General features: G+C 52.2%; 9 protein-coding genes. 7 read left to right on the top strand and 2 right to left on the bottom strand.

The features are described from left to right. The first annotated feature begins 22 nt into the window (after positions 1-22). The 3 genes from ACYU87_RS16950 to ACYU87_RS16940 all read left to right on the top strand — a co-directional run bounded on the left by ACYU87_RS16950 (position 23) and on the right by ACYU87_RS16940 (position 6,688). A complete protein-coding gene (locus ACYU87_RS16950; protein WP_461135265.1) occupies positions 23-1,582 on the top strand; it encodes a polysaccharide biosynthesis protein in 1,560 nt (519 codons plus the stop codon). A gap of 224 nt (positions 1,583-1,806) precedes the next feature. Next, on the top strand, positions 1,807-5,409 hold the full coding sequence (locus tag ACYU87_RS16945; protein ID WP_461135264.1) for a CRTAC1 family protein: 3,603 nt from the start codon (positions 1,807-1,809) through the stop codon (positions 5,407-5,409). 49 nt (positions 5,410-5,458) lie between these two features. Further along, the gene (locus tag ACYU87_RS16940; RefSeq protein WP_461135263.1) at positions 5,459-6,688 is read left to right on the top strand and encodes a D-alanyl-D-alanine carboxypeptidase; all 1,230 of its coding nucleotides are present in this window, start codon (positions 5,459-5,461) and stop codon (positions 6,686-6,688) included. A 7-nt stretch (positions 6,689-6,695) separates the two neighbouring features. Here the strand turns inward: ACYU87_RS16940 and ACYU87_RS16935 are convergent, their stop codons facing one another. Continuing rightward, entirely contained in the window at positions 6,696-7,997 is a 1,302-nt protein-coding gene (locus ACYU87_RS16935) for an APC family permease (protein ID WP_461135262.1), read from the bottom strand. Between the two features lie 125 nt (positions 7,998-8,122). Between ACYU87_RS16935 and crcB the strand changes: the two genes are divergently transcribed. Together crcB and ACYU87_RS16925 are read left to right on the top strand one after the other, a co-directional pair. Then, positions 8,123-8,512 carry a fluoride efflux transporter CrcB gene (gene crcB / locus ACYU87_RS16930; protein WP_461135261.1) on the top strand — a complete coding sequence of 130 codons (390 nt, stop codon included), beginning with the start codon at positions 8,123-8,125 and terminating at the stop codon, positions 8,510-8,512. Between the two features lie 31 nt (positions 8,513-8,543). Further along, positions 8,544-9,953, top strand: a complete 1,410-nt coding sequence (locus ACYU87_RS16925) for a M14 family zinc carboxypeptidase (protein WP_461135260.1) — start codon at positions 8,544-8,546, stop codon at positions 9,951-9,953. 315 nt (positions 9,954-10,268) lie between these two features. Here ACYU87_RS16925 and ACYU87_RS16920 read toward each other — a convergent pair whose 3' ends face one another. Next, positions 10,269-13,493 (bottom strand): TonB-dependent receptor, encoded by a 3,225-nt coding sequence (locus tag ACYU87_RS16920; protein WP_461135259.1) that lies wholly within the window; start codon positions 13,491-13,493, stop codon positions 10,269-10,271. A 455-nt stretch (positions 13,494-13,948) separates the two neighbouring features. On the opposite strand from ACYU87_RS16920, the gene ACYU87_RS16915 reads away from it, so the two are divergent. Both ACYU87_RS16915 and ACYU87_RS16910 read left to right on the top strand, forming a co-directional pair. Continuing rightward, entirely contained in the window at positions 13,949-16,828 is a 2,880-nt protein-coding gene (locus ACYU87_RS16915) for a TonB-dependent receptor (protein WP_461135258.1), read from the top strand. A 52-nt stretch (positions 16,829-16,880) separates the two neighbouring features. Then, on the top strand, positions 16,881-18,581 hold the full coding sequence (locus tag ACYU87_RS16910; protein ID WP_461135257.1) for an IPT/TIG domain-containing protein: 1,701 nt from the start codon (positions 16,881-16,883) through the stop codon (positions 18,579-18,581). Positions 18,582-18,746 lie beyond the last annotated feature (165 nt).

The following is an 18,746-nucleotide window of genomic DNA, read 5'->3' as shown; positions in this document are numbered from 1 at the left end:
CGGGTAAGTATTTCTTTTCTACATGAGTACGTTTAAAAAATTAGCGAGCGACACCGCCCTGTATGGCATCAGTACGATTCTGGCCCGCTTACTCAACTACGCGCTGGTTCCCATTCAGACGTACGCTTTTCAGAAACCGTCGGCTATGGCTTCGAATGTGGAGCTCTATGGCTGGATCGGCGTGCTGCTCGTTGTGTATACATTAGGGCTGGAAACGGCTTTTTTTCGATTTATGGCGCGTTCCAAAGATCAGCCCGTTGCCGAGAAAAACCGTATTTTCAACCAGTCGCTGAGCATTGTGGTTCTGATCAGCGTAACGTCCTCCATTGCCCTATACAGTCTAGCTACACCTATAACGAACTGGCTTAATTACCCCGGTCAGGAGCGGTTTGTGCAGTGGTCGGCCCTGTTAGTCGCCATCGACGCCATCGTGGCCATTCCGTTTGCCCGGCTGCGGGTTGAGAACCGGGTTCGCGAATTTGTGACGGCCAGAATGACGAATATTATCATCGTGGTAGCGTTGAATGTATTCTTTCTGATTATTGCGAAGGACGTTTACGAAGGCAAATACTTAACGGCTTTGCAGCCGGTCGCTGATTTTATCTACGACCCGAAAATTGGGCCAGGGTACACGTTTCTGGCCAATTTACTGGGAAATGCCCTGTACTTCATCATCATTCGGAGTGCTTTTGCCGGCTTCCGGTTTGAACTCGATGGGCCACAAAGTCGGGCGCTGATCGCCTATGCTTTCCCCATTATGCTGACCAACCTGGCCAGCGTGCTGAACCTGCTGACTGATCGGTTATTTTTGCGCCATTTGCTGCCGCCGGGCTTTTACCCAGGCCTATCGTCCGAAGCCGTACTGGGTATTTATGGCAATTGCCTGAAGCTGTCGGTGTTTATGGCGCTGGCTATTCAGTCGTTTAAGTTTGCCGCCGACCCGTTCTTTTTCTCCCAGGCCGAGGATAAAAATGCGCCAACCCTGCTGGCCAACGTGACCAAGTGGTTCATCATCGTTTGTGTGCTCATATGGGTAGCTGTTAGCCTGAACCTCGACGTGCTGGGCCAGGTATTTCTCCGGTCGAAAGCGTATCGGGTGGGGCTAGATGTCGTACCGCTGTTGTTGCTGGGAAACTTACTGCTGGGCGTTTATTACAACATTTCATTCTGGTTCAAATTAAGCGACAAAACGGCGTATGGCACCCTGATTACGGTTATTGGAACGGCAGTAACCATTGGACTCAACCTGCTGCTCATTCCTGTAATTGGCTACATGGGCTGTGCGGTTGCCTTTTCGGTATCCAGCCTGATTATGATGGTCATGTGCTATGTACTGGGCGAAAAATATTACCCCGTTCCGTACCATGTACGATCGGCGGTGGGCTACCTGCTTAGTGCGGGACTACTGATCTACGCATCCTGGCAGTTCCCGATTGCTAATTTATGGGTAGCCGTGCCCGTTCACCTGGCGCTGTTCGGGTTGTTCGCAGGCGTTATGTTGTTTGTTGAGCGCGATACGTTCCAGCCAGCCCTGGCCCGGCTGCGTAACAGAAATAACAAACCGGTCAACCTCGGCCAGTAATTTAGTAGCAGGCCTTTCGCTCAGACCCGTGCCACGGCTACTTCTCGCACCATTGTAAATTTGAATTGTAACACGGATCGGAGCGAAAGGTCTGAGTAGATGGATCTGTTGTTTCACGGGTAAACAGACAAAAAATGCACGGAGCTATCTTTACAGGTAGTTTTTGTGGGTAAATTGCAAGATAATCTGCTAATTCTGCCACCGTAAAAGGCATGTTTACTTTCATGAAACGATCTCATCGAAACGGCGCCTGGTTATTGCCCGTCGCGTTTTTGTTCTTACTCTCCTCCTGTCGCGAAAAGCCGCTCTTTGAACGGCTCAACTCGTCGGAAACGGGAATCACATTTGCCAATACCATTACCGATAGTGATACACTCAACATTCTCAACTACCAGTACATCTACAATGGCGGGGGTGTGGGCGTGGGCGATTTCAACGGGGATCAGAAACCCGACGTATTTTTTGCTGGAAACCAGGTAAGCAATCGGCTATACGTCAACGAAACGGAAACGGGTGGCGGCAGCCTGCATTTCAAAGATGTTACCCAAAAGGCGGGTGTCGAGGGCGGTGGCCGCTGGTGTTCGGGCGTATCGGTGGTCGACGTTAACGCGGACGGGAAACTGGACGTATATATATCCACAACACTCCATAAAAAAGCGGCTCAGCGGACCAACCTGCTGTATGTTAACCAGGGGAACGATACGGATGGCGCACCAAAATTTCGGGAGATGGCGGCCGATTATGGCATTGCCGATACCACCTTCTCGACCCACTCGGCCTTTTTCGATTATGATAACGATGGCGATTTAGACCTGTTTGTGCTGGTTGATCAGATCGCCGACCCACGAAGCCCGACCAACTTACGCGCTCGGGTCAACGATGGTACCTCGCCCAACACCGATCGACTCTATCGGAATGATTTCGATCCAAAACGGGGGCACGCCTTTTTTACGGACGTAACGAAGCAGGCCGGTACCATGGCAGAAGGCTTTGGCCTGGGCGTGAACATCTGCGACATCAACCGCGATGGCTGGAAAGATATTTACGTAACCAACGATTTTGCCACCAACGATGTGCTGTACATCAATAATCACGACGGCACATTTACGAACCGCGCGCACGAAGCCTTCAAGCATACCAGTTCATCGGCTATGGGGAATGATGTAGCCGACATTAACGGCGACGGTCTGGCTGACATCATTGTGATGGACATGCTGCCCGAAGACAACCTTCGCAAAAAGAGTCTGATGGGCCCAAGCAGCTATTTTGCCTACCAGGAGTGGGATCGTATGGGCTATGAACACCAGTACGCCCGCAACACGCTGCAACTCAACCAGGGGATACGGCCTACCGGGGTACGGCCTTCCGATACGTCGCAGGCTAACGTGCCTATTTTCAGCGAGATCAGTATGCTGGCCGGTGTCGCCGAAACCGAGTGGAGCTGGTCGCCTTTGCTGGCTGATTTCGACCATGATGGTTATCGGGACCTGCTGGTTACCAACGGGTTCCCGCGCGACGTTACCGACCGGGACTTCACAAACTATTACAGTTCGGTCAATACCTACCTGAGTGATGAACTTCGGAAAGGCCTGACGGAAAAAATGCCGCGGGTGAAGGTAAGCGATTACGCCTACCGCAATCGGGGGAGCGCCCAATCGGGTGGTCCGGCCTTCGAGAACGTAACGGACCTCTGGGGCATGAGTGAGCCAAACTTTGCGAACGGAGCCGCTTACGCCGACTTCGATGGTGACGGTGATCTCGATTACATCGTCAACAATATCGATGACGAAGCCTTTGTGTACCGCAATACCCTGGTCGATAAAAAACCGGACAAAGCCCATTACCTGCGAGTTCAGTTTCAGGGTGATGGAGCCAATCGGATGGGACTCGGTGCCACCATCGAGTATGAGTTACCCAATGGCCGTAAGGAGTTTTATGAACATACGCCTTACCGGGGTTTTCTGTCCAGCGTTGAGCCGGTGGCCCATTTCGGCCTGGGCGCGACAACAACGATCAAAAACCTGAAAGTGACCTGGCCGGGCGGGCGGGTCCAAGTCGTTCCGAGCGTAAACGCCGACCAGCTTCTTACGCTCAAAGCCGCCGATGCCCGGCAGGAATCGGTCGTACAAAGCGGCCCGGTTGTCCAATCGTTACTGAAGGATGTAACGGCTGAGCTGGGGGTTACCTATCGACACGAAGAAACCGACATTATTGATTTCAACGGCCAGAAAACGCTGTTGCACAAACTTACCGAATATGGCCCGGCGCTGGCCGTTGGAGATGTAAACGGCGATGGCCTGGCTGACCTGGTAGTGGGCGGAAGTTCCAAGTATTCGACGGAACTGCTTCTGCAGCAAAAAAACGGACAGTTCATCCTGAAGTCTTTACCAACGAAACTGGCCGAAGATACCGGATTGCTGCTTTTCGATGCCGATGCCGATGGAGACCTCGATCTGTATGCCGCCAGTGGCAGTCCCGAATTTTCGCCCGAGCAAATGGCCGAAGCCATGCGTCATCGCCTGTACGTAAACGATGGTGCCGGTAACTTCACCCTGGACCCCGACGCGCTGCCCGATTTCCGGGTGAATGGCTCCTGCGTGAAAGCCGCTGATTTCGACAACGATGGTGACCTCGATCTGTTCGTTGGGGGGCGGGTTGAACCGTATAAGTATCCGCTGGGCGTACCTAGTTATTTGCTTCGCAACGACCATGTTGTCAAAGCGGGTGAAAAAGGCAAGCCACACTTTACCGATGTAACGGCGCAAGTGGCCCCGGCCTTGACCAAGGTGGGGCTGACCTGCGATGCGCTCTGGACGGATTACGATAACGACGGCTCCGTTGATCTGATGCTGGCCAGTGAATGGGCTCCTATAACGCTGCTCAAAAACGTAAAAGGTCATTTACAACCGCTCGACAACAGTGGCTTGGCCGATAAAGTGGGTTTCTGGAACTCGCTGACTCCCGGCGATTTTGACAATGATGGCGACATCGATTATCTGGCGGGAAACCTGGGACAGAATACATTGCTCCGGGCCAGCACCGAACATCCCGTTCGCATGTACGCGGGCGACTTCGATAACAACGGTTTCTACGATGCGTTCCCGTCGGTCTATTTTAAGAACGCCAAAGGCCAGTACGAAGAATACCCGTATTTCGGCTGGGATGATATGGTGAAACAGATGATCGGTATCAAACGCCGATTCCTTAAATATGCCCCATTTGGCGAAGCAACCATGAACCAGATACTCACCGACGAAGAACGGGGTCAGGCGCTGAAACTGTCGGCTAACTATTTGGTAAGCAGCTACATCGAAAACAAAGGAAATGGGAAGTTCGACGTTCGTCCGCTGCCCCTCATGGCACAGACCGCTCCAGTGTTTGGTATGCTGGCGCAGGATGTAGATGGCGACGGAAACCTCGACGCGCTGCTGGTTGGCAATGATCACGGCAGCGACCTGGTAGCCGGGCGTATGGATGCCCTGAACGGACTGGTTATGAAGGGCGATGGGAAAGGTGGCTTTTTGCCCTTAACAATCGGCCAGTCGGGCTTCTTTGTACCCGGCAATGCCAAAGCCATGGTGAGCTTTCCCAATCCGCAGGGTCGTTGTGAGCTGGCTGTAACCGAAAACCGGGGCCCTCTGCGTCTGTTTGCCGTTCAGCAACCGCAAACGTTTAGTCCCGTGGATGTACGGACAACAGTTGTCACCGTGCGCCTGAAAAACGGACGGACACGACGGCAGGAAATTCCCTTCGGGACTAGTTTCTACGGGCAATCGGCACGGGGGGTGTGGCTGCTACCGGGCGAGCAACTGGTTAAAAATAAGTGATTGGGTTCCCGCTAGAACGGCTCTTCGTAACAGTTTGGCTTAAGCAAGTATGAAAGCAGTCGTCCCGTTTCTCTTTGCACTCCTTATTGTCGGCTGTTCGCCAGCGCGTCGCCTGGCGCGTGAACTAGGTACAAAAACTATTTACACCGATCACTTCACGGGCGTTGCGCTATATGATCCTGTACAACAGCGGGCACTAATTCAGCACAATGCCGATAAGCCGTTTACGCCCGCATCGAATACAAAATTGTTTAGCTTTTATGCCGGACTGCTGTCGCTGCGCGACTCGTTGCCGGTACTGCGTTACGCTGTTCGAAACGACTCCCTGATTTTCTGGGGAACGGGGAATCCCTTGCTGCTACATCCTGACTTGCCCGATACGACGGCACTGGCTTTCCTGCGAAACCGACCCGAACGGCTGTTTTATTCACCCGTTAATTATGAGGGACCCCGATTGGGGGCTGGCTGGGCCTGGGATGATTATAATGACGACTACTCGCCGGAGTTGGCTCCCCTGCCCATCTATGGCAATGTGGTTCGCTTTACGGAAGGAATAGCCCGGCCGCGCCGGTTTACTGATAGTATCCAGGTCTCATTGACCGGTGCGAACGGTGTACGACGGGCTGAATTTAATAACCGGTTTGTTCGCTCCGTAACGGGTAAACGTACCCGACAGGATGTGCCGTTCCGGTGGTCGGCAGCCCTGGCGGCTCAACTGCTGGCCGATACCCTTCATCGACCGGTGGGCGTTGTCACAGTACCCGTTACCGCCGATGCCCGGCTCATACGGGGTTCGTCTGCCGACTCGCTGTACAAGCGGATGCTTCACGTGAGTGACAACCAGTTTGCTGAACAGGTCTTGTTTATGGCTTCGGCCGAACAGCACACGGCGCAGCTCAACCCTACGGCTGAACGGCGCCGAATTGCCGATAGTCTCCACTATTCTACTGCAACAGGCGGTTCGGTCAGGTGGGTCGACGGGTCCGGTTTATCCAGATATAACCTGTTTACACCCAACGCATTGATCGACCTGCTTGGTCGTATTTATGCCAAAGTACCTCAGCGACGACTATTTGCGTTAGTGCCCGTTGTGGGGAAGCCCTACATTTTCGCTAAGTCCGGCTCCATGACAGGCGTCTACAACCTGAGTGGCTACCTGCTGACGAAGCGAAACAAGCTCCTTTATTTCAGCATTATGCACAATAATTTCACCCAGCCCGTCAGCGAAATGCGCCGACGGACGGCGGAGTTATTAACGAAGATTCACGAACGGATGTGATGTCTGTTTACTTGGTCTTTATCAGCAGATAAACCGGATAGCTCACCGCGATGAAACCCAGCGCGTACAAGCTGCTCGAAAAGTCGCCGATAACGACACCCAGCAGAAAAGCCAGTGAAGCGATGAGCAACGTCCAGGTTGAAAACGGGTAACCCCAGGCCCAAACGGGTCGCTCAAGATCGGGTTCCGTTTGCCGAAGCCGAATCAGGGCGGCAAAGCACGACGCGTAGCAGAGGACGAAAAAAAATGTAGCAATGTCGGACAGCTTTCCGTACGTATTGGTCAGAATCATCAGAATGGAGGCCAATGCGGTCAGAATCGTTGCATTGATTGGCGTACCTCCCGCATTGACGTGCGTGACAAATCGGAAAAATAAACCGTCGCGGCCCATGGCGAAGATGACGCGCGGGTTAAACATAATCTGGGCGTTGATAATCCCCATAATCGAGATCATCAATAGAAACGTAACGACCTTGGCGCTCCCCGGCCCGAACAAAAGCTGAACCGCGTCGGCAGCCGGTAATTTCGATCCGGCGAGGGTCGACATGGGCAGTACGTACAGCAAAGCCAGGTTCACCAACACGTAAATACCAATTATCAGCAGTACGCCCCGAATCATGGAGCGAGGCAGGTTCCGGCTGGGGTCAACGTCCTCTTCGGTGAAATAAGCGGCTGTGTGCCATCCATCGTACGTATAAAAAACAGCCTGAAGAGCCGCCAGAATACCCAGCCATAAACCACCTTCGGCCAGCGGGCGGACAGTGGTGGCGGCTATGGGTTCATCGGGGGTGATCACAAAGCAGATAACTACGAAGGCCAGTAAACCCACCGCTTTCAAAACGCTCATCACTTCCTGCGCCCGGCTGGCCAGTTGCACCCCCAGCGAGTGAAAGGCAACAAACGCAACCAGGATACCAATGGCCATGCTTTGCTGATAGGCCACCAATGGGGGCGACAGCAAGCCAATGTATTCACTCATAACAGCCGCGCCAAACGCCATTGCCGACACGCTGCCCAGCCAACTACTGATTCCGATAATGAAGCCGGCGTAATTACCGAAGGCCCGCCGGGCATACACGTACCAGCCCCCCGCTTTGGGGAGCATGGTGCCCAGTTCCATAACGGACAGCGACCCCGCCAGCGCGTAAAGGCCCACGGCCAGCCAGACGCCAATGATCAGGATCGGGTTTCCAATGTCCTGCGCAATGGGACCGGGCTTTCGAAGAATACCAGTGCCCACGGTGCCGCCAATCGTAACGGCCACGCCAAAGCCGACGCCTAGTAATTTTTTGAGTTGATTTTGGGCCATAACAGGCGGGAGAAAGGGAGATATCAGACCGGGCTATTTTACAATGATAGCGAAAAAATGGCCTATTGATGATTCTGATGAGGGGTCTGCCTGCCGGCATTCCGGTTTTTCGTAAGTTTGTTACCATGAGAGCCTTACTGATGCACCCCTACATGCTGGTTTTTTTGGGTGGTGGTCTGGGAAGTGTACTTCGTTACGCTCTGGGTCGGCTGATACCCGCCACGCTTATGAATGCACCGTTTCCGACGGCGATCCTGTGCGTGAACCTGGTGGCCAGTTTCGTGCTGGGCGTCATCGTTGGCTGGGCAACTGGCCGGTCGGCGGGCGAAGAAGCCCGACTGCTTATCGGTGTCGGCTTCTGCGGAGGGCTCAGTACCTTTTCCAGCTTTAGCAACGACACCATTGTGCTTATCCAGCATGGTCGTTTCGGGGCAGCCTTACTCAATATTGGCCTCAATGTGATCTTATGCCTGGTAGCTTCTGCCGGGGGACTCTGGCTTGGACAAAAACTATGAGGAAGTTGTTCGGCCTAACGCTTTATTTCTGATGATTTCGACCCATTTGCCCGCTCAGGAAACCGCCCGTCAACTACATGACGCTCACGAGACGTACCAACAAAACAGACTTACCCACCGGCGTTTCAAACATGCCGATATCGTGCCGTTATTACAGACGGTAGCCTGGCCCCTGTTGGTGAGTCAGGTAGGGGAGTCGTTGGAAAAACGGGCTATTTATCAGGTTAAAGCCGGAACAGGCCCTACCAGCGTATTGCTCTGGAGCCAGATGCACGGCGATGAAGCCACCGCTACCATGACCCTGTTCGATATTTTTAACTTTCTGAGCGCTCACGATGATGGCTTTGATGCGTTTCGGCAGACAATTCTGTCGAAGACGACGCTCTATTTTATCCCGATGCTCAATCCGGACGGCGCGGAGCGATGGCAACGCTGGACCGCAACGGATATCGACATGAACCGGGATGCCCTTCGTTTGCAAACGCCGGAGGGGGCTTTGCTCAAACACATGCAGCAAACGCTGCAACCGCTGGTTGGCTTTAACCTTCACGACCAGAATCCTCGTTACAGTGTTGGGAAAACGGGCAGGCAGGCTATTATGTCGTTTCTGGCAACAGCCTACGACGAGGATCGGAACATAAACGATGTCCGGCAGCGGTCCATGCAGCTCATTGCGGGCATGAACCGTGTGTTGCAGGCATTCATTCCTGGCCAGATTGGCCGGTTTGACGATGAGTTCGAACCGCGTGCATTTGGGGATAACATCCAAAAGTGGGGAACTACCCTGGTGCTGATCGAATCGGGAGGGTACAAAGGCGATCCCGAAAAGATGGCGATCCGGCGGCTGAATTTTGTTGCGATTCTATCAGCCCTGAAAGCAATTGCCGATGGCTCGTACAGGCAGGAAGCCAGCGCGGATTATCTGGCTATTCCGGAAAATGGCCGGCTTTTGTTCGACGTATTGATTCGCAACGCAACGGTTGAGTACGAAGGAAAGCCAGTCATGGTCGATGTAGGGATTAACCGCTACGAGATCAACGATAAAGCCAATACGCAGTTTCAGTACAGGAGCCGTATTGAAGACATTGGTGATTTATCTACCTTTCACGGCATCGACGAAATCGACGCCACGGGACTGACGCTGGTTGCTGCTCGTATGTACGCCGATACCCTGGAATCGCCCGCCGATCTGGACAAGCTTGACTTACCTGCTCTCCAACGCGATGGGGTCGTGGTCTTTAAGGTCCGGCAGGCCGACGAAGAGGTATTTCCCAATCAGGCTGCGCACCTGCTTCTTGGCGGAGATCTACCGGCCCACCCGCTTCAACTGGAGCAAATTCCGACTTTCCTGCTAATGAAAGGGGAACAGATCAAATACACGTTTGTCAATGGGTTTTGGCAAGACAGTGCGGGTCTCCTGCGTAATGGGATACTGGATTGAGTTGCCTGGTTAAAGGTAACCTGTCCGTAATACTGTCATAACGTTTGCATAATAGCTGGTCGGTACCTTTGTTATACAGTTTGTCCCAGCACACAAACTATCCGTTATAATCATATTGGTGTCGTTCGAAAGGCCAGCGCATTGCGCTGGCTTTTTTCTTTTGTGAAAAGATGGATAATCGGGTTATGGCTCAACCTGTTCGAGTAGACGGCTGAGTACTATCCACTCAACCAGCCGGAGCCCGTTGGGGCCTCATTAACGAAAAATGCCCGGCTACATTAGCCGGGCATTCGCGTAGAAAAGTAAGTGGAGGAATTAGAAGGTGTACCGGGCACCAATCTGCATCTGCCAGCGCGAACCCAGTGGATCAATTGAATACGGGGCGGATGGAGACGTCCAGGTAAACGTTGGATCACCGGATGTTGGGTTGGTTGCCCGTGCCAGACCGATCGATGCCGTCGAGTTGAAGGTATTGGCTGCGAAGTACGAATACCCGAGGTTTTTGTCCAGCAGGTTCAGGAAGTTGATGATGTCGTAGCTGATCTGAACCGACTGACGACCTTTCAATTTAAACTCGTGCAGAAAACGCAGGTCCATTGTGTTGTTCCAGGGGGTACGGCCCGCATTACGCTCCGTGAATGTGCCTTTCCGTGTTTTCAGGTACGAATCCGACTCAACGAAAGCCATGAAGTCAGACGCCTGGGTGCCGGTCGGCAACAGTTTCTGCGCTTCGGTCAGGTTACGTGGAATGTACGCCAGACTATTGGCCTGTCCCGTTCCGTCAATGGTCGAGTTAACATAACCCCAGGAGAACGGCGCACCCGACTGAAGCGAGTAGAACAGCGTAACCGTGGTTGCATTGCGTGGATTCCAGATCTGGCGATAGTTCACCGTACCGACAATCCGGTGGCGAATATCGAAATTCGAGTAGCCCAGCTGCGGGTTGTTTGGCGTTAACGACTGGTTAAGCTGCCAGTTCGATTCCATCGAGTTCCGAATACCGTTCGTGATGTCGAACGATTTCCCGTAGGTATAGGCCGTTGAGAACCCGAAGTTGAATGGGAAATTCCGTTGAATCTGTCCGGTCAGGCTGTAGCGATATCCCTGATTCGTGTTCGACAGCATGTAGGCGTTTGCGAAGTTATTGTCAATCCGTTGCGCTCCGGCAGAGCCATTGGCCGCTACATAAATAGGCTGTTGCTGCTGTGTATCGTAGCTGTAATACCGAACAACATCTTTCGTGTTGACCTGCTGGAATTTCAGGTCATGGATCACCTTTGTATACAACCCCTCAACCGTAAGCTTATAGCCGCCTATCGTATAATCGACAGCCAGGTTATTACGGAACATTTGCGGCATCTTAAAATTGTTGTCGATCAGGTCAACCTGCGTACGGGTTACGCCACCGTTTGCCGTGTTGTTGTTGATCAACAGGCCACCGTTCGGGATCAGCGGATCACCAACCAGTTTGTTTGTTGCAGTAGCGTTGTTGTTGAAGTCATACGCGCCGTAGCCTACGCCGTTGTTGTAGAAAGCATAACCCAGCCAGGCAAAGGGAACCCGACCCGTGAACAGACCCGTACCACCACGGATAACCAGGCTCTTGTCGCCATTGGCATCGAAGGTGAAGCCTAAGCGGGGCGAAATCTGAACGTTGTTCAGGAAGTTATTTGTAATCTGATTCAGGGGCGTAAAGCTGTAGGTGTTACCCATGTTGGTCGGGTCACCCGCCGAACCCGTTACCAACGGGCTAAGCGCTGGTTTCGTCGGCAGTCCTGAGTAGTCGAAGCGAACACCCGGAGAAATTTTCAACTTGTCGCTCAACTGAATATCATCCTGTAAGTAAGCACTGAGCAGGTTAACGTTGAAGTGTGCGTATGGATTGTTGAATTGATTATCCAAGTTATTGGTCGCATCAGAGAATGGATACGAGCCACGTACCCGGTTGGGCAGTTTCGCCAGAAATTCAGCCGGGTTACGGTACGAAATCCGCCCGTTCGGTGCATTAACAAATCCGTAATCGATGGTGTAGAACTCGTTGTGCGTACCCAGTGTAAACGTGTTTTTACCCAGGTAGAAGGTAAAGTTATCCGTCAGCTCAAACGTCTTCTGACGCATGTTGAACACCGAGGCTTCCCGGTCATTACCCAGGAAAATCGTTCCGCCGTTGTACCCGATCTCCACTTGTGGAAAGGTGCGGACATTAGACAGCGTACTGCGGTAATCGTGCACACTCGAATAACCAACGATCAGGCTGTTGGATGCCCGGCCGCCGAACTGGCTTTTTAACTCGGCTACCGTGCTGCTCTGGTTGTTGCTCTGTTTGTAGTCGATGCCGCCAAACCGGAAGTTCTGGGCGTCGCGCTCCAGGTTTGTCGCTTCGGAGAATACCGTGTTGTTCCGAATCGTGAACTGGTTCTTCGCATTGATGTTCCAGTCGATCCGGTTGAAGAATTTCGTGCTGTTGGAATAAATGGCGTAGTCGCCGGCTGAGCCTGCATCGAGGCCGTAGTTGGTTTTTACGAAATCGCTAAGTTGCTGCGCCAGGGCTGCATCCTTAATAAGCGAACTGGGCGAACCCGCCTGAAACTGCACTGGATCCTGCCGACGGGTAATTTCTTCGTTCGTGAAGAAGAACAGTTTATTCTTGATCAGCGGTAGGCCAACCCGAACACCCGTCTGGTATTCGTGAAACGTGCTTGGTAGTTTTTCTTTGGCATTCGACGCGCCGTTCCAGGCACCGGTCAGGGCAGCATTCCGACCAAATCCGTAGACCGAACCTGTTACTTCGTTCGTACCGCTGCGGGTTACGGCATTGACCGATCCACCCAGGAAGTTACCCAGCCGAACGTCGAACGGCGCTACGGCTACCTGAATGTCCTGAATGGCATCAAGGCTGACCGGGTTGGTGCGGGTACTCGAACCGGGTTGCCCCGATGTGCCGGTAGAGCCACCCAACGAAGGGCTGAATCCAATAGCGTCGTTGTTAATGGCTCCGTCGATGGTTACGTTGTTGTACCGGAAGTTTGTACCGGCAAACGAGTTCTGGTTGTTGACCTGTGGCGATAGCCGGGTCATGTCGGTCAGGCTGCGGGAGATGGTGGGCAAACGGCGAATGGTTTCGCTGTTCACGCTGATGCCCGCCCCTTGTTTTTCTCCCTCGCGGTTGCCTTTCACTACAACCTCGGACAATTGTGTACTGGCATCCTGAAGCGTAATGGTCAGGTTGGTCGTTTCGCCCAGTTGTAAGATAACGCCAGACTGGGTTTCTGTTTTGTAGCTTACGTACGTAACAACGATCTCGTAAGGACCGCCCGCATTCATGTTGTTAATCCGGAAGCGCCCTTCCACGTCGGTCACGGCAGCATACTTCGTGCCGGTTGGTGTATAGGTAGCCTGTACGGTTGCTCCCACTAACGCTTCTTTCTTCGTGTCGATGATCCGACCGCTAAGACCGCTGGTGGTGACCTGCGCCCAAGCCGCTGAAAAAGCGGTAACTAGAAATAGTACAAGTAATGAAGTAGAACGAAAAAATTTCATCTGTTAGAAGATTGGTGATTTCCGGTACAAAATTCACGCTAATCCAGATGAGGGCTGTTACGCCAATATTACGATATGCAATGCCGGGATTAAAATACCATTAAAACCTATATAATGAGATAAGTGTCTATATATTAATGAGTTAGTAAATTTGTGTATTTGCTGTATGTAGGTTGTAGAGTAAGCGTTTAATCGCCTATGATGATGAAATTACACTTTTTCAATTCAACAAATGAGCCAAATTTTATTTGGTAGCCGGACGTATTTTATGGGAAAATACGCCATCGAAAGGAATCGGGCTGCTTTAACGGATACAAATAAAGTATACAATACAAAATTGAGTGTCAGGGTTTTGCATTATTAAAACCGGATTAAAAGTTAACATTTGTGTAACATTGACGTAACATTGGACGGATAGTTTTGCAGCGCTACAAGCGATACCAAAACTAAAATAAATGAACCGTTACATTTTACTTGTCCTTTTTTCGCTACTGTCAACGGCCTTGTGGGCACAGACCGGCACCGTTCGGGGCACCGTCAAAGACGGCAAAACAAAAGAGTCATTAATTGGCTGCACTGTGCGTATAGAAGGTACGCAATTAGGCAGCACGACCGACATTGAGGGGAACTTTACGCTGGCCAATGTACCCGCCGGTACACAGAAGGTTGTCATCTCGTACGTCTCCTACAAAACGAAAGAAATCCCCAATGTTCGGGTCGAATCAGGCAACACAACAGCCATAGACACCGAACTGGACGAAGAAGGAACCGCTCTTCAGGAAGTGGTGGTGCGAGCCAACAAGGCAACCAACACCGAAATCGCCGTTATTACTGAAATCAAGCAAATGAAGCCAATCGCCGTTGGTATTTCGGCGATGCAGATTCAGAAATCGCAGGACCGCGACGCGGCTGCCGCCATTCGCCGGGTGCCGGGTGTTAGCCTTGTCGACAACCGGTTTGTGCTGATTCGGGGTTTGGGCACCCGGTACAATAACGTACTGATCAATGATGTCATCGCCCCCTCGACCGAAGTAGAATCCCGCTCCTTTTCATTCGACATCGTACCCAGCAACATCCTGGATCGGATGATTGTCTACAAATCCGGTTCAGCGGAGTTGCCCGGCGATTTTGCCGGAGGGGTCATTAAAATTTATACGAAGCGCCGTCCGGAGCAAAACTTTACCGATGTGGGTGTTACCGTAGGGTACCGGGCCAACACAACCTTTCAAAATGTACAGTCGCATAACCGGGGTGGCCTCAATTTACTGGGACTGTGGGATTCAAAACAGCAGATCCCAACGAGTTTTCCTCAGAAGGCGGGCGAATTCAATAGCCTAAGCTCCATTCGGCGGGCTACCTATGCCCGGCTGTTGCCCAACAACTGGGGGCTAACCAATGTGAATGTGGCACCCGACGTGCGGGTTGCGTTCAATACCGGACGCCGGTTTGACCTGGGAAACGTACGGGTGAGCAACCTGACCAGCATCAACTATGCCCTGACCAATCAATTTACGGACGTTAACCTCAAGCTGTACGAAAACACGACAGCCAATGACGTTCAGCAAGAGTATAATGATGCCACGTATGCCCGGTCTACCCGGCTAGGTGTTTTACATAACTGGACGTTTCGTTTTTCGCCCACATTTACGCTGGAATGGAAAACGCTCTTTAATCAGTTAGGATCGACCGAAACGGTTGTCCGGAACGGGAGTTTTGTGATCGATGGTGTTGACGTGCAAAGCTACTCGGAGCGTTTTGAGAACCGGAGTATCCTAAACTCGCAGGTATCGGGTGAGCATTCGCTGAGCCAGCTATCAAAAGTGAACTGGATTGCCAGTTACGGGTATTCCGGACGGTGGGAGCCCGACTGGAAACGCGCACAGTATACACGTCCGCAGGGAGCTTTGGGGGCTGATGGGCAGCCGGAGCCGTTCCGGCTCAACGTGCCGGTACAGCCCAATCCGCTCAACGTTGGTCGTTTTTACTCCAAGCTGAATGAGCAGGTCGTATCGCTGATTGGTAATTACGAACACACGTTCGGCAATCCAACCGACCGGGAGCCGAATCGGATTCGGGCCGGGGTGTATGGCGAAGGTCGTAACCGCGATTTTGCTGCCCGTTTCTATGGCTACGAGCGCGTTGGACTGATCAACAACATCAGCGGCCTGGGCGTTGGTCAGGCGTTTGCACCCGAAAACGTGACGGGTCGGGAAGGTAGCTTCAGCCTTCAGGATGGTACGGTCGATAACGATTCGTATAATGGAAAGACAAGCTATGCCGCGGGTTATGTATCGGGCGACATCAATTTTGGGTCGCGGGCCAATCTAACGCTTGGTTTCCGGGGCGAGTTCTACAACCAGACCCTCCGGCTGGCCAGTGCGCCTACCGGAAAACCGCTGGTAAACAATAACATCTTCAGCCCACTGCCTTCGGTCAATTTCACCTATAAACTTACCGAACAGCAAAATCTCCGACTGGCGTACTCATCAACGGTGAACCGGCCTGAGCTACGCGAACTGGCACCCTTCCGGTATTATGATTTTGCCCGGCAGATTGAAGTGCAGGGAAATACCGGGCTGAAAACGGCTACCATTCAGAACTTCGACTTGAAGTATGAGTTTTACCCGACGCCCAATGAATTGATTTCGATAACCGGGTTTTACAAAGGTTTTACCAATCCCATCGAATCGTTCCTGATCCCTATTCCGGGAGCCTTCACGTTTACGTTTACGAATGCCATCTCGGCTCGTAACTACGGTCTGGAACTGGAGTTCCGGAAAGGGTTCAGTAACTCCAGCAGTACCTTTCTGCAAAACCTCCAGGTTGTTGGTAACGCGTCCTACATAAACAGCCGGGTAACGACAGGCGATGTCATTGAAGCGCCGGGACCCAGCGGTATCATCGAGCGATTTGGTAACAGTACCGACCGGAACCGGGCTCTGGCCAACCAGTCACCCTACCTGATCAATCTGGGCCTGTACTACGCTAACCCTACTTCGGGCTGGCAGTACAATGCCTTGTATAATGTAGCGGGGCCGCGCATCTTTCTGGTGGGTAATATCGAAGATCCAACCACCTATGAAATGCCGCGCCATGTGGTGGATGTCAACATCAGTAAATCATTCAACAAGCAGTTTGAGCTGCGCCTGGGTATTCAGGACATCTTTAATGCGCCCTTCCGGTTCTCACAGGATTTTAATGGAGATCGCAAAATTGGTAAGGATGTTACCTCGCGCAGCGCCAATGCCGACCAGGATTATTTAAAATACCGCCGTGGTCAGTATGTAACGCTAACCGGCGTATACACGCTGGGTCGACGAATTGTCGTGCCTTAATAACCAGATAGATACTCAATTATTAGCTTACTAATTTAACCAAATCCGTTTTATGCAATTTATCAAGCGTTATCAGTCTCTGCTGCTGCTTGCCGTTGGTCTGACCGTAACTATGTCGGCCTGTAAAAACGACGATGAACCAACCATTGACCCGCTTTCCATTACGAGCATCAACCCAACGCAGGCTCCGGTAGGTTCGTCAATCGTTATTACCGGAACCAGTTTTAATGCTACACCCGCCAGTAACACGGTTGTATTCAGTGGCAACGCAGCGGCACAGGTTACAGCCGCCACCACAACATCGTTGACGGTAGTTGTACCCGCAACGGCGCAGAACGGACCGATTTCGATTACGTCAGGTGGTATAACGGTTCAAAGCCCTTCGACGGCCAGCTTTACACTGGCCAATCGGCCTGTCGAGACGCTGCCTAGTTCGATTACGGCCAGCCGGACACTCTCGGCCAATACCATTTACGCACTGAAGGGCTATGTGTATGTGACCAACAACGCGGTGCTTACCATAGAACCAGGCACCATCATCCGCGGGTACGGAGCCAGCCAGGACCCGGAAGCACAGAACCACTCGGGAACGCTGATCATCGACCGGGGTTCGCGGATAGAGGCTAAAGGAACGGCTACTCAGCCAATTATATTTACATCGTCTCAGCCTGCCGGTTCACGGAAATATGGCGATTGGGGTGGCGTTGTACTGATTGGTCGGGCACCGTCCAACCAGGGGACATCGCGGGCCTTCGAAGGGGGAATCCGGGGAACATTTGATGCAACGCTGAACGTGTCGAACGACAATTCAGGTACGATGCAATATGTTCGGATTGAGTTTCCGGGTGTTGCGCTGTCATCAACTCCCAATAGTGAAATCAATGGATTAACGCTGTATCAGGTGGGTTCGGGTACAACCCTCGATCATATTCAGGTTTCCTACAGTGGAGACGATGCGTTCGAATGGTTTGGTGGTACGGCTAACGCGAAATACCTGGTGGCGCTCCGCACATTCGACGATGACTTCGACACCGACTATGGCTATAGTGGCAAGGTTCAGTTTGGTGTTGCCCTGCGCGACCCTAACGTGGCCGATCAGTCGGGTTCCGAAGCCTTTGAATCGGACAATTTCGATCCGGGTGTACCCGTTACGGCTGGTCTGCCCATAACGTCTCCCATCTTCGCGAACATGAGTGCCTTTGCCTTTAACGGCGGTGTTCCCAGCAACGCCAACACGTCGGGCGGTTCAGGCGCTTACCGAGCGGCCATGCACCTACGCCGGAACACAAAAATCAGCATCTATAACTCGGTGCTAACCGGCTTTCCGGAAGGCTTGCGTCTGGAAGGAACAACCGCTGGTACACTGGCTAATATAAACGACGGTAGCCTGGAATTACAGGGAATCGTATTTGGCAACTCCGAAGTGCCTAATTCAACCACGGTTGTTCGTGGCGTTGGCGACATAACGACAGCCGCTGCTCAAACTTACTTTACACTGGCCGACCGCAAGAACCAGATTGTTGGAACAGACATTACCTCGTTACTGCTTAATGCGCAGAACTTCAATCTGACGGCTCCCAGCTTCCTGCCACAGGCGGGTTCCCCTCTGTTAGTTGCCGGCAACGCAGTAACGGGTGGTAAGCTGGCCGATTCGTTCTTCACGGCGGCCCCTTACCGGGGAGCTTTCAATACAGACAACTGGATAGCTGGCTGGACAAACTTCGATCCTCAGAACGCTAACTACGATAAATAAATTAATTTATAGGTTTTGTATTGGTGTCGCAAGAAAAGGCCGGGGCTTTGCTCCGGCTTTTTTTGTTGTCATCTGAACGGCTATGTATACTTTTAGGAAGTGTAATAAATTTAAATTAAACTTATCATAAAATACCAATACAGAGTTCAGCAGGCTAGCGTAGTG

The sequence above is a fragment of the Spirosoma lituiforme genome (genome assembly GCF_054776635.1).
The sequence above is the reverse complement of the archived record's forward strand: the minus strand, read 5'-3'. Positions and strand labels throughout refer to the sequence as shown.